The 16,968-nt window shown below is 62.0% G+C and carries 14 protein-coding genes; 9 read left to right on the forward strand and 5 right to left on the reverse strand.

What is annotated here, in order from left to right:
• Positions 1 to 127: 127 nt before the first annotated feature.
• Positions 128 to 2,077 carry a M13 family metallopeptidase gene (locus ACX80E_RS02130; RefSeq protein WP_459300082.1) on the reverse strand — a complete coding sequence of 650 codons (1,950 nt, stop codon included), beginning with the start codon at positions 2,075 to 2,077 and terminating at the stop codon, positions 128 to 130.
• Positions 2,078 to 2,327: 250 nt separating this feature from the next.
• On the opposite strand from ACX80E_RS02130, the gene leuA reads away from it, so the two are divergent.
• The 3 genes from leuA to ACX80E_RS02145 all read left to right on the forward strand — a co-directional run bounded on the left by leuA (position 2,328) and on the right by ACX80E_RS02145 (position 5,868).
• Positions 2,328 to 4,067 carry a 2-isopropylmalate synthase gene (gene leuA / locus ACX80E_RS02135; protein ID WP_459300084.1) on the forward strand — a complete coding sequence of 580 codons (1,740 nt, stop codon included), beginning with the start codon at positions 2,328 to 2,330 and terminating at the stop codon, positions 4,065 to 4,067.
• Positions 4,068 to 4,280: 213 nt separating this feature from the next.
• The gene (gene recO, locus ACX80E_RS02140; RefSeq protein WP_459300086.1) at positions 4,281 to 5,036 is read left to right on the forward strand and encodes a DNA repair protein RecO; all 756 of its coding nucleotides are present in this window, start codon (positions 4,281 to 4,283) and stop codon (positions 5,034 to 5,036) included.
• A 10-nt stretch (positions 5,037 to 5,046) separates the two neighbouring features.
• Positions 5,047 to 5,868: an isoprenyl transferase gene (locus ACX80E_RS02145; protein ID WP_459300364.1), complete on the forward strand. Its 822-nt coding sequence runs from the start codon at positions 5,047 to 5,049 to the stop codon at positions 5,866 to 5,868.
• Positions 5,869 to 5,917: 49 nt separating this feature from the next.
• On the opposite strand, the gene ACX80E_RS02150 is transcribed toward ACX80E_RS02145, so the two are convergent.
• Entirely contained in the window at positions 5,918 to 6,994 is a 1,077-nt protein-coding gene (locus ACX80E_RS02150; protein WP_459300088.1) for an alpha/beta hydrolase, read from the reverse strand.
• A complete protein-coding gene (locus ACX80E_RS02155) occupies positions 6,991 to 8,664 on the reverse strand; it encodes an FAD-binding dehydrogenase (protein WP_459300090.1) in 1,674 nt (557 codons plus the stop codon). The genes ACX80E_RS02150 and ACX80E_RS02155 overlap by 4 nt, the downstream gene beginning before the upstream one ends.
• A 92-nt stretch (positions 8,665 to 8,756) precedes the next feature.
• On the opposite strand from ACX80E_RS02155, the gene ACX80E_RS02160 reads away from it, so the two are divergent.
• Complete coding sequence (locus ACX80E_RS02160) at positions 8,757 to 9,824, forward strand: quinone-dependent dihydroorotate dehydrogenase (RefSeq protein ID WP_459300092.1); 1,068 nt, start codon at positions 8,757 to 8,759, stop codon at positions 9,822 to 9,824.
• A 156-nt stretch (positions 9,825 to 9,980) separates the two neighbouring features.
• Here ACX80E_RS02160 and ACX80E_RS02165 read toward each other — a convergent pair whose 3' ends face one another.
• Together ACX80E_RS02165 and ACX80E_RS02170 are read right to left on the reverse strand one after the other, a co-directional pair.
• Positions 9,981 to 10,985, reverse strand: a complete 1,005-nt coding sequence (locus tag ACX80E_RS02165) for an aldo/keto reductase family protein (RefSeq protein ID WP_459300094.1) — start codon at positions 10,983 to 10,985, stop codon at positions 9,981 to 9,983.
• A 196-nt stretch (positions 10,986 to 11,181) separates the two neighbouring features.
• Complete coding sequence (locus tag ACX80E_RS02170; protein WP_459300096.1) at positions 11,182 to 11,784, reverse strand: DUF3043 domain-containing protein; 603 nt, start codon at positions 11,782 to 11,784, stop codon at positions 11,182 to 11,184.
• A gap of 70 nt (positions 11,785 to 11,854) precedes the next feature.
• Between ACX80E_RS02170 and ACX80E_RS02175 the strand changes: the two genes are divergently transcribed.
• The 5 genes from ACX80E_RS02175 to ACX80E_RS02195 all read left to right on the forward strand — a co-directional run bounded on the left by ACX80E_RS02175 (position 11,855) and on the right by ACX80E_RS02195 (position 16,938).
• On the forward strand, positions 11,855 to 13,309 hold the full coding sequence (locus tag ACX80E_RS02175; protein ID WP_459300098.1) for a M20/M25/M40 family metallo-hydrolase: 1,455 nt from the start codon (positions 11,855 to 11,857) through the stop codon (positions 13,307 to 13,309).
• Positions 13,310 to 13,373: 64 nt separating this feature from the next.
• Entirely contained in the window at positions 13,374 to 13,760 is a 387-nt protein-coding gene (locus ACX80E_RS02180; protein ID WP_459300100.1) for a HesB/IscA family protein, read from the forward strand.
• A gap of 184 nt (positions 13,761 to 13,944) precedes the next feature.
• Positions 13,945 to 14,823, forward strand: a complete 879-nt coding sequence (gene ctaC / locus ACX80E_RS02185; RefSeq protein WP_459300102.1) for an aa3-type cytochrome oxidase subunit II — start codon at positions 13,945 to 13,947, stop codon at positions 14,821 to 14,823.
• A gap of 13 nt (positions 14,824 to 14,836) precedes the next feature.
• Positions 14,837 to 16,540 (forward strand): aa3-type cytochrome oxidase subunit I, encoded by a 1,704-nt coding sequence (ctaD, locus tag ACX80E_RS02190; protein ID WP_459300104.1) that lies wholly within the window; start codon positions 14,837 to 14,839, stop codon positions 16,538 to 16,540.
• Positions 16,537 to 16,938, forward strand: coding sequence for a cytochrome c oxidase subunit 4 (locus ACX80E_RS02195; RefSeq protein WP_459300106.1), 402 nt, complete (start codon positions 16,537 to 16,539; stop codon positions 16,936 to 16,938). Before ctaD ends, ACX80E_RS02195 begins: the two co-directional genes overlap by 4 nt.
• Positions 16,939 to 16,968: the final 30 nt, after the last annotated feature.

The following is a 16,968-nucleotide window of genomic DNA, read 5'->3' on the forward strand; positions in this document are numbered from 1 at the left end:
CTCTCTCCCCTCGCCCCCCCCCCCCCCCCCCCCCCCCCCTTCCCGTTCCCCTTGTTCTTTTTCCCTCCCCCCCCCCCCCCCCCCCCCCCCCCCCCCCCCCCCCCCCTCAACGTCGTTAAGACCCGTTTTACCAGATGGACACGCGTTCGGCCGGGTCACGCCACATGATGTCCTCGGGCTTGGTGGAGAACGCTTCGTGGAAAGCGTCAAGGTTGCTGACCACTGCGTTGCACCGCAGCTCGGCGGGGGAGTGCGGGTCAATGGTCAGGCGCCGCACGGCTTCTTCGTGGCGGATCTTGGTGCGCCAGCATTCGGCCCAGGAGAAGAAGAACCGTTGCGCGCCGCTCAGCCCGTCAATGATGGCGGGTTCGGCGCCGTTGAGGCTGATCTGGTAGGCCCTGAAGCCGATGGCCAGGCCGCCCAGATCACCAATGTTCTCACCCAAGGTCAGTTCGCCGTTGACAAACTCCTCGGGGGCGGCCATGGGGGATAGTGCGTTGTACTGGTCAACCAGCTTGCCCGTCAGGGCCTCAAAAGCTGCGCTGTCCTCTTCGCTCCACCAGTTCCGCAAAGCCCCTGTGCCGTCAAACTGCGAGCCCTGGTCATCGAAGCCGTGCCCAATCTCGTGGCCAATGACTGCACCAATGCCGCCATAGTTGGCTGCGTCGTCGGCCTGCGCATCAAAGAACGGCGGCTGCAGGATCGCTGCCGGGAAAACAACCTCATTCATGGTCGGGTTGTAGTAGGCGTTGACGGTTTGGGGTGTCATGAACCATTCCTCCCGGTCAACGGGTACCCCAATTTTGTTGAGCTGGCGGGCAAGCTCAAAGGCGTTGCTGCGCTCAATGTTGCCCAACAGGTCACCGGCCACAATCGACAGGTCCCCGTAGTCACGCCACTTGGCCGGGTAGCCGATCTTGGGGGTGAAAGCGTCCAGTTTCTCCAGCGCCTTTTCCTTGGTTGCCTGGCTCATCCAGTCCAGCTCGGTAATGCTGATCCGATAGGCCTCGATCAGATTGGCCACGAGCGCTTCCATGTGCGCCTTGTGCGATTCCGGGAAGTGCTCAGCCACGTACAGCTGCCCCACGGCCTCGCCCAACACCCCTTCCACCAGGGCAACGCCACGCTTCCAGCGTTCCCGGATGGCAGGTGTCCCGCTCAAGGCGGTGCCGTAGAAGGCAAAGTTGGTGTCCACAAAGTCCGTGGACAGGTACGGCGCCAGGGTGGAAATGGTGCGCATGCTCAACCAGGCCTGCCAGTCCGCGCAGCGGTCCTGGACCAGCAGTGCCTGCTGGCCGGAGAAGAAATTGGGGGTGGCCACCACCAGCTCCGCACCTTGTTCGGCGCTGACACCGAGCGCGTCCAGCCAAATCTCCAGTTCCGGCAGGAGCGCCAGCACCTCCGCACGGCTCATCAAGTTGTAGGTTTTTTGCGGATCACGCAAGGTGACCTTATCCCAGTGGGTGGCGGCAATGTCTGTCTCCAACGCCATGATGCGTGGAGCCTTCGCGGCGGCGTCGGCAACACCTGCCAGCTCCAACATCCTCTGCACATGCCCCAGATAGGTCTCGCGAAGGGGAGCAAACTTCTCCTCACGGTAGTACGACTCGTCAGGCAGTCCCAGCCCCGCCTGAAAAAGGTGCAGCAGTGCGCGGTCCGGAGCTCCGGCGTCGTTGTTCACATAGGCGCCAAAAAGGGTGCTGCCGCCGATTCGGTCAAGGTCGCCCATGAGACGCACGACGGCGGTGATGGAGTCGGCGCCCTCGATGGCCGCCAGCAGCGGGGCCAGGGGAGCTGCGCCGGCGGATTCGATGGCGCCCTCGTCCATGAAGTCGGCGTAAAGGTCCCCAATTTTGGCTGCCAGTTCGTCGCCTGTTGCCTGGGTGCTGGCGTGTTCAATGATGGCCTTCACGGCGGCTTCAGAAGTGTCACGCAAGGTGATGAAGGAACCTGTCAGTGCCCTGTCTTCCGGAATGACCTCCGCCTCGAGCCATGCGCCATTGACATGGGCGAACAAGTCATCCTGAGGGCGGACGTTCGGGTCGATGTTCTTGAGATTGATACCGGAGTGGCTCAAGTGAATCTGCTCCCCTTCGTGGGTTGGCTGCTGTTCGGTGCTTTGACGAGTCCACAATAGTGAGTTCGTTCACCATCATCTTACGTGCCGTGTTATTGTGAAAATGTGCGCACTGGAATGCTTCTCCTTAGCTGCCGCGGCGAGGCCTAGAACCCGTTGACATGATCAACGTGGATGTGGCCACCCTCGCTGCGGTGTTTGTGTTGCCCGGCCGGCCTCCCCTTCGTTGAACAACATTAAGGTCACCTCCATGCGAAATGCGCAAAAGCCCTCTGGAATGCCCGTACACCGCTACATTCCGTTCCAGGACCAAATCTCCGTGAACCTGCCGGACCGCACCTGGCCCGACAAGCTCATCACCAAGGCCCCGCGCTGGTGTGCTGTGGATTTGCGTGACGGAAACCAGGCACTGATCGATCCCATGAGCCCGGGCCGCAAGCTCAAAATGTTCCTGCTGCTGGTCAAGATGGGCTACAAGGAGATCGAAGTCGGGTTCCCCTCCGCCTCACAGACGGACTTTGATTTTGTTCGCCAGCTCATCGAAGGTGGTCACATTCCCGACGACGTCACCATCCAGGTGCTGACGCAGGCACGGGAGCACCTCATTGAGCGCACCTACGAGTCGTTGCTGGGTGCCAAGTCCGCCATTGTGCACCTCTACAACTCCACCTCCGTGCTGCAGCGCCGCGTCGTCTTCCGGCAGGACGAGGACGGCATCTTGGACATCGCCCTGCAGGGTGCCCGGCTGTGCAAGAAGTACGAGGAAACCCTCACCGACACGGTCATCACGTACGAGTACTCACCGGAGTCCTTCACCGGCACCGAGCCCGAATACGCTTTGCGCGTGTGCAACGCCATCGCCGATATCTTTGAGGCCTCCGCCGACAACCAGGTCATCATCAACCTGCCGGCCACCGTTGAAATGGCGACCCCCAACGTCTACGCCGATTCCATCGAGTGGATGAGCCGGAACTTGCACCCGCGTGAGGGCATCATTTTGTCCCTGCACCCCCACAATGACCGTGGCACGGGCGTGGCCGCGGCAGAACTGGGCTACCTGGCGGGTGCCGACCGCATTGAGGGCTGCTTGTTCGGCAACGGGGAACGCACAGGCAATGTGGACTTGGTGACCTTGGGCTTGAATATGTTCAGCCAGGGCATTGATCCCATGATTGACTTCTCCGACATCGACGATGTTCGCCGCACGGTGGAGTACTGCAATCAGCTGCCCGTGGCCGAACGCTCACCTTACGGTGGCGACCTGGTGTTCACAGCCTTTTCCGGCTCCCACCAGGACGCCATTAAGAAGGGCCTGGAAGCACTGGAGTCAGAAGCAAGCGCCGCCGGCATTTCGGTCGCTGACCAGGTTTGGGCTGTGCCGTACCTGCCGGTTGATCCCAAGGATCTGGGCCGCAGCTACGAGGCAGTCATTCGGGTCAACTCCCAGTCCGGCAAGGGTGGGGTGGCGTACCTGCTCAAGAATGAGCACAGCTTGGACTTGCCGCGCCGGGCACAGATCGAATTCTCCGGTGTCATTCAAAAACGCACCGACACGGTGGGTGGCGAAGTCAGCGCCAGCCAGCTGTGGACTACCTTCAAGGATGAATACCTGCCCGGCGAAGCTGGTGAGCAGCAGTGGGGCCGTTACCGGATTGGTTCGTTCACCACCTCAACCGATGACGACGGCGAGATGACACTGACCGCCAAGGTGGGCATTGACGGTGTGACGCACAGCCGCACCGGCACCGGCAACGGTCCCATTGCTGCCTTGCTGGCCATTTTGGCTGAGGACGGCATGGACGTGCGGGTGCTGGACTACAGCGAGCATGCCCTCTCCGAAGGGGGCGACGCCCGCGCTGCGGCATTCGTTGAATGCACTGTTGGCGAACGAGTCCTGTGGGGCGTGGGCATTGATGCCAACACCTCCACTGCCTCCCTCAAGGCAGTCATCTCCGCGGTGAACAGGGCCATTCGGGACGCCCAGAACTAAGCACCCCGCCGCCACCACCGCCACCACGGGGAATAGGGCCAGCCCGCGTGCCGAGGTAGCCGGTTAGCGTCGAGACCCGCATACGCGATATGCGAGTCTCGACGCTAACCGGCTACCTCGGCGTGTGGGAGTGCTGGCGCCGTGCTGGGCAAGGTCGGTGCAAGTGCCCGGTGCGCCCACTGCCCCCACGGAGGGCAATGATGGGATAATGGCATGGTGTCCTATCAAACATTTGCCGCACGCACCTACCGGGATGATGCCGTTGTTCTGCGCACCCACAAATTGGGTGAAGCGGACAGGATTATCACGCTGCTGACCCATCACCATGGCCAGCTGCGCGCCGTGGCCAAGGGTGTGCGGCGCACCAGTAGCAAGTTCGGTGCCCGGCTGGAACCGTTTATGGTGGCGGATCTGCAACTGGTCAAGGGCCGTTCCCTGGACATTGTGACCCAGGCTGTTGCCAAGGCCAGCTATGGGGATGCCATCGCCGCCAACTATGACAGGTATGTTGTGGCCGCCGCCATGACGGAAACGGCTGAACGGCTCACGGACGTCGACGGGGAAACGTCCACGGCGCACTACCTGCTCCTGGTTGGCGCACTAGCGTCACTGAGCCGCGGGTCGCATGCCGCTCAACTCATCTTGGATTCTTACCTTTTGCGGGCGGTTTCCATTGCCGGCTGGGCGCCCAGTTTTGCCGACTGTGCCCGCTGTGGGGAGGCTGGCCCGCATGGCGCTTTCAACGCAGCGCTGGGCGGGGCCGTGTGTCACGACTGCCGGCCCCCGGGGTCGCCGGCGCCAGCCCCGGAAACCATGATTCTGCTCGGTCAGCTCCTGAGCGGGGATTGGCCGGGGGCGGATGCCTCAGAAAATATTCATCGCCGGGAAGCTGCCGGGCTGGTTGCCGGATATGTGCAGTGGCATTTGGAACGCACAGTGCGTTCCCTGAAACTTGTGGAGCGTGTATAGATCTATGGCGATGCAGCGTAGCGGCCAGAAAAGCAGCCGCAACAAATCCAAGCTTCCGGTGGTGGCGCCCTGGCACCACCCTGGCGGAGCCACCATGCCCGCGATCCCCAAAGGGCTGGTCCCGGAGCACGTGGCCATTGTCATGGACGGCAACGGCCGCTGGGCCAATGAGCGGGGCCTGCCACGGATTGAAGGGCACAAGGCTGGCGAGCCGGCGCTGCTGGACGTGATGGCAGGTGCCATTGAAATGGGCATCAAGTACATTAGCGTTTACGCGTTTTCCACCGAGAACTGGAAACGTTCACCGGAGGAAATCCGTTTCCTGATGGGTTTTAACAAGGATGTGCTACGTCGTCAGCGTGACCAGCTCGACGCGTGGGGCGTGCGGATTCGTTGGTCCGGGCGGCGGCCAAGGCTGTGGAGCTCGGTGATTCGGGAACTCGAGGAGGCTCAGGAACACACCAAGGACAATGACGTCATCACATTAAACATGTGTGTTAATTACGGTGGCCGTGCCGAAATTGCCGACGCCGTTGCTGCCCTGGCCGCGGATGTTGCCGCCGGCAAACTCAGCCCCAAGGCTGTCAACGAGAAAACCGTCCAGAAGTACATGTACTTGCCGGACGTTCCCGATGTTGACCTGTTCCTGCGCTCCAGCGGCGAACAGCGTTTGTCCAACTTCTTGCTGTGGCAGTCGGCGTACGCAGAATTTGTCTTCATGAACACCATGTGGCCCGATGTGGACAGGACCATCCTGTGGGCTGCGGTGGATGAATACGCGCGCCGGGACAGGCGTTACGGTGGCGCCGTCGACGCGGCAGCAAAACCCTAGCCAGCAAGCCGGCCAGGTTGCCGGGCGCTTTGGCGCCGTTCTCCGGCGGCTACGGGCCCACGTAGCCGCGCAACCAGCGCTCCATGCGGGCGTAACCGTCGTCACGGACTGGTTTGGGGGAGAGCAGCACCTCATGCAGGGCTCCCTCCAAACGTTCCAAGGTGACACTGTTGCCCAGCGACAACGTTCGCAGGGCCAAGGAGCGTACATCCAGAACCACATCGGCTCGAAGCATCGCATCACTCCAGATGGGACCCAGCATGCTCTTGGTGGAGACGAGAACCAGCACAGGGATGGGCAGTTTTAGGCCAGCTGCCACTTCTTGCTGTGCAGCCAGAATGGCTTTCATCCAGCCGGCCCGCACGGGGAAAGCATGGGGTGGGCGGAGCTTCTTGTCCACGGGCCATTCGCCGTAAGCCTCATCGCTAATGCCCCGCCAGTAAAACGACCTCTCCGGCACCCGCATGCGCATCAGGGGGCGAAGGTCAGCCAGCTGCACCAACGGTGTGGCTGCGCGCCTGATGGCAGCGCCACCCTGGATTTCAAGCCAGGGGCTGTTGAGAATCAAGTGACTCACCAGACCGGGGTGGTGATGCGCCCAGAGAGTCGCTATCAAACCTCCCGTGGAATGGCCCATCAAAAGGATTGATGAGCTGCCGTCCGGGCCGGAATGTTCGCGGGCGATGACGGCATGGGCAGCGAGGATCTCGGCGTCGTAGTCCGCCAAATCGGCAACATAGCCGCCCATCTCGTGGGAGGTCAGGCTTCGCCCATGGTTGTGCAGATCCAAGGCATAGAAGGAATAGCCGTGGTTGCTGAAAAATTCGGCCAGACCAGTGTTGTAAAAATAGTCGCTCCAGCCGTGAATGAACAGAACTGCAGGTTTGGCCGCGGACGGGGTTTTCGCGGAGTCCCCGTGCTGCGTGGCCGGGCGGTGCCGCACCAACGTGGCCCGGTAGTGCAGCGGAACCGGCTCCGGCAGACCCCCGGCGGCGTCGGGCTGGGACGGAGCGGGGACGTCGTCGCGGTCCTTGCTCGGTACAACCCGTGCGGGCACGCGCAACGTCAGGGCCTGGTAGTCGGGCCCCAGAATGTCTTCGCGCCACTGCGGGCCGGCAGCGTTCACTCTCCGGTGCCGTTTGCTGCGTGACGGCCGGCGATGCGCCCGGAGAACAGGCAGCCGCCCAGGAAGGTGCCTTCCAGGGAACGGTATCCGTGCATGCCCCCGCCGCCAAAGCCTGCCGCCTCACCGGCTGCATACAAGCCGGGGATGGGGTTGCCAGCGGCGTCAAGGACACGCGCTGACAGATCCGTTGTGAGCCCGCCCAGACTCTTACGTGTCAGGGTGGATAGCCGCACGGCTATGAGCGGACCGTGCTCGGGCGCCAGCAGGGGATGGGGTGGCACCACGCGCATCAGCTTGTCCGTGGCGAAGCGGCGCGCTTCACGGATGGCGTTGAGCTGAGTGTCCTTGCCCAGGCCGCTGTCCACCTGCCTGTCCCTGGCCAGCAGGGTTTCATACAGCCCCTGCGGATCAATCAACTCCGCACCCACCAGGGCGTTCATTTTCGTGGCGAGTTCCTGGGCTGTTGTGGCTTGTAGGAAGTCAACGCCGTGATCGAGGAATTTTTGCACGGGTCCTGTGGCGCCGGGGAGTGCGCGTTTGGCGAGCAATTTGACGTCCTTGCCCGTCAAATCGGGATTTTGTTCCGAACCCGAAAGGGCAAATTCCTTGCCGATGATGGTCTTGTTGAGCACAAACCAGGAGTGGTCATGGCCGGTGGTTTCCAAGTGGCGTAGCGTGCCCAGCGAATCAAAGCCCGGAAAGAGCGGAACAGGCAGGCGCTTGCCATTGCCGTCCAGCCAAAGAGGTGAGGGACCGGAAAGGATTCTAATCCCGTGATTGGGCCAAACGGGTTCCAGGTTGTGAATGCCCTCGGGGTAGTGCCACATGCGGTCGGTGTTGCTCAGCGCCCCGCCGGCACGGGCCACGGCCTGTTGGAACTCGCCATCGACCGACGCCGGAACACCCGTCAGCAGGTAGCCGGGCCCGGTGCCGTGGGGCCACTGCTCGCGCACCATCTGGTGATTGCCGCCGATGCCGCCGGTCGTGACTATCACGGCACTGGCGCGGACGCTGAAGTCACCCACTACCTCACGGCTGCTCGCCACACCGCGGGCAGCCTCCGAGGCGAGCAGCACCTGGCCACGCACCCCCGTGACGGCTCCGGCGTCGAACACCAACTCGGTGGCCCGGTAGCGGAAGGCGTACTGAACCCGGCCGGCGGCAACGCCTTCGGCAAGCTTGGCAAGGAAGGGCGCCACAATTCCGGGGCCGGTGCCCCACACCACGTGAAAGCGCGGCACCGAGTTGCCGTGACCCTGGGCGTCATAGCCGCCACGCTCGGCCCACTGGACCAACGGGAAGAACTTCACGCCCAGGGCGTGCAGCCAGGTGCGCTTCTCGCCGGCGGCGAAATTGACGTACGCTTCAGCCCAGCGGCGCGGCCACAAGTCCTCGGGCCGGTCAAAGGCCGCCGAGCCCAACCAGTCGCTCAGGGCAAGCTCGGCCGAATCCTTCACGCCCAGGTGCCGTTGCTCGGGGGAGTCCACCAGGAACAAGCCGCCAAAGGACCAATGCGCCTGCCCGCCCAGTGACGCTTCCGGTTCCTGATCAATGACCAGGACCGTCCGCCCAGCGTTGTACGCCTCGGCGGCGCTGACAAGTCCGGAGAGCCCGGCCCCGACTACTACAACATCCGCGTGCTGCCATGTCCCGTCACCGTTGGTATCCATGTGGACATGCTAACGCCCTTTGCGAGGACCATGCGGCCCAGAATATGGTCAGACGTTTTGCAGATGTGCGGCGGAACCGGAAAACTAGGGGTATGCGAATATATCCCACAGTTTTCCGGCTCTGTTTTTCTTGGATGGACGCCGAAAGAGCGCACAAGATCGGCTTCGCCATGATCAAGGCGACTCACACGGTGGGCGCTGGCGCCGTCTTGCGCCGCATCTTCACCCCAGCAGCGTCCCTGCGCACCGAGGCGTTGGGGCTGACCTTCCCCACCCCGTTCGGCCTCGCCGCAGGTTTCGACAAGGAAGGCAAGGGCATTAACGCCCTAGCCAATCTGGGGTTCGGGCACGTTGAGGTTGGCACCATTACGGGCCAGTCACAGCCGGGCAACCCTGTGCCGCGGCTGTTCCGATTGGTTCAGGACCGTGCCGTCATCAACCGCATGGGCTTCAACAACGACGGCGCCGCAGCCGTGGCGCCGCGCCTGTTGAAGGCTCTGGCTGACTTGACCAAGACCTATCCGGCGGTGCGGCCCATTGTCGGGGTGAACATTGGCAAGACCAAGGCCGTGGCCCTGGAGGAGGCGCTGGCGGACTATCTCATCAGCGCCCGCACGCTGGCCCCCGCCGCCGACTACCTGGTTGTCAACGTCAGCTCGCCCAACACACCGGGCCTGAGGCTGCTGCAGGATGTGGCAACATTGCGCCCCTTACTGGCCGGCGTGCGTGAGGCTGCCGATACTGCCGCCGGGCGCCACGTGCCGCTGCTGGTGAAGATCGCCCCGGACCTGGCAGACCAGGACGTTGCCGACGTTGCCGCGCTTGCTTTGGAGCTCAAGTTGGACGGCATTATTTGCACGAACACCACCATCAGCCGCGAGGACTTGTTGAGCCCCGCAGCCATGGTCGCGGAAAAGGGTGCCGGCGGTCTCTCCGGCGCGCCCCTGAAGGCACGGTCGCTGGCGGTGCTCCGTCAGCTAAAGGCAGCCGTGGGGGACCAGCTGACGTTGATCTCGGTGGGCGGGGTGGAAACCGGTGCGGAGGTCCAGGAACGACTCGACGCCGGCGCCTCCTTGGTGCAGGGCTACACGGCGTTCCTGTACGAGGGCCCGTTCTGGGCGGCCCGCATCAACAAGGAACTGGCAGCCCTGCGCAAATAACCAGCAGTACAGAAAAGCCCGGCCTAGAGCCGGGGTCCCGGGCGAGGATGGATTTTCCGCGAGGCACGAGCGAAAAATCTTACTGCGAGCGAGGGATCCCCGGCGAAATGGCCGGGCTTTTCTGTGTCGCCAGCCTGCGCCCGAAGTACCCCTGGCCTACACCACGCGTGTGGGCGGGCTCTGCGTCTTGGCGGGATCGTTGACGATGCTCGGCGCCAAGGCGGCGTCAATAGCAGCCATGAGTTCGGCCGGAATTGTCACGCCGGAGGCGGCAACGTTCTCGGCCACCTGTTCGGGCCGTGAGGCGCCCACGATGGCTGTGGCCACGTTGGGATTTTGCAGTACCCAGGCGATGGCCAACTGTGACATCTTCAGGCCAAGTTCCTCGGCCACCGGGCGCAACTTTTGCACGTTCGTGAGGATGTCCGCCTCGAGGAACCCGCTGATCATGGTCGCCCCGCCCAGCTCATCGGTGGCACGGGATCCGGCCGGCAACGGCTGACCGGGCAGATACTTGCCACTGAGCACGCCCTGGGCCATGGGTGACCACACAATCTGGGACATGCCCAACTCCACCGAAGCGGGGATCACCTCGGGCTCAATGACACGCCACAAGGCAGAGTACTGGGGCTGGTTGGAGACAAGGGAGAAGCCAGCCTCACGGGCCAGTGTTTGGCCGTCCCGTAGCTGCTGCGCATTCCACTCGGACACGCCAATGTACAGGGCCTTGCCTGCCCTAACCACGTCGGCAAAGGCTGCGATGGTCTCTTCCAACGGGGTTTCGTAGTCGTAGCGGTGTGCCTGGTAGAGGTCCACATAGTCCATGTCCAGCCGGCGCAGGGAGTTGTTGATGCCCTCCATGATGTGCTTGCGCGAAAGGCCCGTGTCGTTGGGTCCCTTGGGGCCAACGGGCCAGTACACCTTGGTGAAAACCTCAAGGGACTCGCGCCGTTCAGTGGCCAGTGCGACCCCGAGGACTTCCTCGGCGGCACCGTTGGCGTAGGTGTCGGCCGTGTCGAAGGTGGTGATCCCGGCATCGAGCGCGGCCCGCACGCACGCTGTGGCGACGTCGTTCTCCACCTGGGAACCATGGGTCAGCCAGTTGCCGTAGGTGATTTCAGTGATCTTCAGGCCGGAGCGGCCAAGGTAGCGGTAGTCCATCCACCCAGCCTCGCGGTGGCGATATGCGAGCAGCGGGGGAGGCCGGTAGGCGCTAGTCAGTCCCCACGCCGCGGCACGCTTAAATGACGACGCCGGTCACTTCCCTCAGGAAGCAACTGGCGCGTCAAGCTCGGGTGGGCCGTGGTGGGCCCACACTACCGGGGCCCCGAGCCGAGGCACGAGGTTGGGGTGGGGACTAAGAGGGCCATTCTCCGCGGCGTACCAGGGGCTTGGGCAGGCGCAGCCGGCGGAACTGCATGGAACGCATGCAGCCGTACCAGATGACGCCGGAATCGACGGAGCCGAACTTTGCGGCGATCTGGCCCTTGAGCTTGCGGCCCATGAGCCAAACATCGATCGCCACGAAGGCAACCATGACCCAGAACGCTGCAAAGAGGATGATGGTGGCCATGCTCTGGGGCGGCAGCATGACTGTCAGTAGAACAATGCCCAGCGCGGCAAACATGACGAACTCGCCGAGGCTGAAGCGGGCGTCAACGAAGTCGCGGGCGTAGCGCTTCTGCGGTCCCTTGTCGCGCAGCGGCAGGAAGCGTTCCTCACCGGTGTCCAGGGCGCGGCGCATGCGGGCCTGCTCTTCACGGCGGGCGTCACGGGCTGCGACCTTGGCGGCTGCACGGTCATTAGGCACCAGAGGGCGCTTGCGTGCCGCTTCCTGGGCTTTGCGTGAGGGTGTGGGCACACCTTTGGCAGACTGGGCATCCTTCGCTAAGGAAATCTGCTCGGCGGAGGCAGCCGTTAGCTGCGGGTCAGGGGCTTGATCTTTCTTACGTCCAAACACCCGTACAGAATACCCTGAAACAGCCGCCTGCCTTGACCGTTGACGCCTTTGCGGCGGTAGTCTGACGTTTATGACCCACACCGAACACGGCGCCACTGTGCTGCCCGCCCACGTAACCACAAACCTTCCCCTCGACGCGCTGCGCCACAGCGTCGCTACGAATTTCAGCGGCACCGTCGAGGAGCTGGGCAAGCTTGTTGCCATCCCCGGCATCGCCTGGGACGCCTTTGACCCCTCCCACCTCGACGCCAGCGCCCAGGCCGTCGCCGCGTTGATTCGGGCAGCGGGCGTTGACGATGTTCAGATTTTGCGTGTTCCCAAGGACGACGGCGGGCCGGGAGGTCCCGCTATTGTGGCCCGGAAACCCGCGGCGCCCGGTTTCCCCACCGTGGTGCTGTACGCCCACCATGATGTCCAGCCGCCGGGGGATGCGCAGCTGTGGCACAGTGATCCCTTTGTGGCGCAGGAACGGCAGGGGCGTTTGTACGGGCGCGGGGCCGCCGACGACAAGGCCGGCATCATGGCCCACATTGCCGCGTTCAGCGCGGTGCAGCAGGAGCTGGGAGCCGATTTTGGTGTTGGCGTGACGTTCTTCATCGAGGGTGAGGAGGAGGCCGGTTCGCCCACATTCCGCACCTTCTTGGAGGAATACCGGCAGCTCCTGGCCGGCGATGTCATTGTTGTGGCGGATTCGGCCAACTGGCAGGTGGGCGTTCCGGCGTTGACCACCAGCCTGCGCGGTTTGGTGGACGGTGTTGTGGAGGTCCGGGTGACGACGCACGCCGTGCATTCGGGCATGTTTGGCGGGCCGCTGTTGGACGCCCCAACCTTGCTGGCCCGGCTCATCGCGACCTTCCACGACGACCAGGGCTCCGTGGCCGTCAAGGGTCTGCTGCGTAGCGAGCGGACCGAGGTGGACTACGACGAGCAAGCGTTCCGTGCGGACGCCGGGGTGCTCGACGGCGTGCAGCTGGCCGGGCGCGGCAGCATCACCTCCCGGTTGTGGACCCAGCCGGCGTTGTCTGTCATCGGCATGGACATGCCGTCCGTGGAGATGAGCTCGAACACGCTACTGCCCACTGCGCGGGCCAAGATCAGTTTGCGACTGGCACCCGGGCAGGACCCGGCAGCTGCCATGGCTGCCATGGCCGAGCATGTGCAGGCGCATGCGCCCTTTGGTGCACACGTCAGTTTTGTCCCGGGTGAGGCCGGCCAGTCCTTTGCCACAGACACTCAAGCCCCGGCCGCCAAAGCGGCGCTCTGGGCTCTGGGGGAGTCGTGGGGAGTGCGTGCCGTGGAAACCGGGATGGGCGGGTCCATCCCCTTCATTGCGGACCTGTTGGAAATCTACCCCGGCGCGCAGATCCTCGTCACAGGTGTTGAGGATCCCGACTCACGGGCACACAGTGCCAACGAATCCTTGCACCTGGGCGACTTTGAAAAGGCCATCGTGGCGCAGGCCTACCTGTTGGCAGCTATCAATAATGGCGCCCTGACGGAACACAATTCGCAGCCAGGGCGTTGACATAAGTTAGCGCCCCTGCCGGGCTCGACGTAGCATGTACTTGTACCCCACGTAAGGAAATGCCATGACTGCAAATGTCCACGAAGAAACCTCATCAGCAGATGTTGCCACCGCCGAGCTGCCCACCCACGGTGTGTTGATCAGTGATGTCGCTGCCGGCAAGGTGCGTAGCCTGCTGGAACAAGAAGGCCGTACAGACTTGCGCTTGCGCGTGGCCGTTCAGCCCGGCGGTTGCTCGGGCTTGATCTACCAGCTCTACTTTGATGAGCGCATGCTCGACGGCGACGCAGTCCGTGACTTTGACGGCGTCGAAGTTGTCATTGACAAGATGAGCGTCCCCTACCTGGATGGTGCCAGCATCGACTTTGAAGACACCATTTCAAAGCAGGGTTTCACCATTGACAACCCCAACGCCGGAGGCTCTTGCGCCTGCGGCGATTCGTTCCACTAACTCAAGAGTTCTACTGGATGTAGAGCAAACCGCATAAGATTCCGTGCCGACATCCGAGGCACGGGCTGTTTAGTACGCATTTTCTGTGCCATAGCGGTAAGCTCTACATCGAGTAGTAAAACCCATCTAGCTCCTGGCGGCTCTTAATCGCCGCGGAGCGCAGCAACAAGAGGAAGGGCCGTCTGTGAGTTCGCAGGACCGAACCGGCAGCCGACGCGCAAAAGTCATCCCCATAGCCGGGATGGCGATTGCCGGAGCGTTAGCTTTGTCTGGATGTACGGCAGAGAGTAAGAACGGCTGGTTGCCAGCCGAACGTGATACCACCAACCACACGGCGGGAATCATCGATCTATGGGTTAATTCCTGGATCACAGTCTTGATTATCGGGCTCATCACCTGGGCCCTGATCATCTGGTGCATCATCGCGTACCGTCGCCGCAAGGGTGCCACAGGCTTCCCGCGTCAGACGAGCTACAACCTCCCGTTGGAGGTTTTTTACGTGTTGGTGCCGTTGTTCATGGTTCTGGTGTTCTTCCACTTCACCGACGTGGAGCAGAAGTCCATCACCGCCCGTGTTGACAGCCCAGATGTCACCATCGATGTCCGTGCCAAGCAGTGGTCATTCGACTTCAACTACCTAGAAGGCAACGACGTCGACGAAGCTGTTTACTCGGCTGGTGTCCAGGCCACACTGGATGGTAAGCCGATCGACAAGTCGAAGCTGCCCACACTGTACTTGCCCGTGAATCGCTCGGTTGAGCTTCAACTGAACTCCCGTGAAGTGATCCACTCCTTCTGGGTGCCGGCATTCTTGGACAAGAAGGACATGTTGCCCGGCAAGACCAACTACATGACCCTGACGCCGAAGGCGTTGGGCACGTATGACGGTAAGTGTGCCGAACTTTGTGGTGAATACCACTCCGAAATGCTTTTCAACGTCAAGGTTGTCACGCAGGCCGAGTTTGATGCGCACCTCGCCGAACTCAAGGCCAAGGGCCAGACCGGCACCTTGGGCGAAGAGTACGATCGCCATCCCGACGCCGAGAACATAGAGAAGAAGTAGGGGGAAGAGGAAAGTGTCTACGCTCGAGTACTCAGCAACCGAAGTGAATTCGGCTGCTCCGCGGGTGGTTCCCGTGTCCAAGGGACGCATTGTCGTCAACTGGATCACCTCAACCGACCACAAGACGATCGGGTACATGTACCTGATCGCAGCATTCATCTTCTTCTGTCTTGGTGGCGTCATGGCGCTCATCATTCGGGCGGAGCTGTTTGAGCCGGGTATGCAGATTCTGCAAACCAAGGATCAATACAACCAGTTGTTCACCATGCACGGCACCATCATGTTGCTCATGTTTGCAACACCCTTGTTCGCCGGCTTTGCCAACGTCATCATGCCCCTGCAAATTGGTGCACCCGACGTTGCCTTCCCCCGCCTGAACGCCTTGGCTTTCTGGTTCTTCCTCTTTGGCAGCACCATTGCAGTATCCGGGTTCATCACTCCCCAGGGTGCTGCGGCGTTTGGTTGGTTTGCTTACGCGCCGTTGTCCAACACCACGTTTAGTCCCGGTGTTGGTGGCGACTTGTGGGTATTCGGCTTGGCCCTGTCAGGTTTCGGAACTATCTTGGGTGCCGTCAACTTCATCACCACCATCATTTGCATGCGTGCCCCTGGCATGACCATGTGGCGCATGCCGATCTTCACCTGGAACACCTTGGTCACAGCCATCTTGGTCCTGATGGCATTCCCGCCGTTGGCCGCGGCGCTGTTCGCCTTGGGTGCTGATCGCCGTTTCGGAGCTCACATCTTTGATGCCGAATTTGGTGGTGCCATGCTGTGGCAGCACTTGTTCTGGTTCTTCGGACACCCAGAGGTATACATCATTGCGTTGCCGTTCTTCGGTATTGTCTCGGAGATTTTCCCGGTCTTCAGCCGCAAACCGATCTTCGGTTACAAGGGCTTGGTGTTCGCCACCATCGCCATTGCCGCCTTGTCGGTGACTGTGTGGGCACACCACATGTACGTCACAGGCCAGGTCATGCTGCCGTTCTTCTCGTTCATGACAATGCTCATCGCGGTGCCAACGGGTGTGAAATTCTTCAACTGGATTGGCACCATGTGGCGAGGGTCCTTGACCTTTGAAACGCCCATGCTGTGGAGCCTTGGCTTCATCATCACCTTCTTGTTCGGTGGCCTGACAGGCATCATCTTGGCATCGCCGCCGTTGGACTTCCACGTCTCCGATACCTACTTTGTGGTTGCTCACTTCCACTACGTCGTGTTTGGCACAGTGGTGTTCGCCATGTTCGCCGGCTTCTACTTCTGGTGGCCCAAGTTCACCGGAAGGATGCTGAACGAACGGTTGGGCAAGATTCACTTCTGGCTCTTGTTCCTGGGCTTCCACGGCACCTTCTTGATCCAGCACTGGTTGGGTGTCTTGGGTATGCCGCGTCGCTACGCCGACTACATGGTCGAAGATAACTTCACCTGGATGAACCAGTTCTCCACCATTTCCTCGTTCGTCCTTGGCGCATCGATGATCCCGTGGTTCTGGAACGTTTACATCACCTGGCGCAGTGGCAAGAAGGTTGAAGTTGATGACCCTTGGGGCTTTGGCGCCTCCTTGGAGTGGGCAACATCCTGCCCGCCGCCGCGTCACAACTTCACGTCCCTGCCGCGTATCCGTTCGGAGCGTCCGGCTCTGGATCTTCACCATCCAGAGCTTGCCCCGCACTACGTACCGGCAGTACCAGCAACTACGAGGGGGGCTAACAAGTGAAGGTAGAATCTTGGCTGTTTTTGCTCACTGGATTGTTCTTCATTCCCGTGGCCACGGTTTACGGTTTCATGACGTCATGGGCCGAGCCCGTGGGGTTCTTGGCCATGTACCTGTTGTCCGGGTTGTGCGCCATGGTGGGTCTTTACCTGTACTACACGGGTAACCGGGTTGGACCTCGTCCCGAGGATCGCCTCGATGCCGAAGTTCATGAAGGCTCCGGCGAGCAGGGGCATTTCAGCCCCTGGAGCTGGTGGCCGCTGGTTTTGGCCTTGTCCTGTGCCGCAGCCTTCCTGGGCTTGGCCGTGGGTTGGTGGATCTTCCTGGTCGGCGCCGGCCTCGGTGTCATTGCGCTGGTTGGCTGGGTGTACGAGTACAGCCGCGGAGACCACGCACACTAGCATTGCCCGGCTTCCGTAGCCGGTTGAATT

It is taken from the genome of Arthrobacter sp. TMN-49 (genome assembly GCF_054511095.1).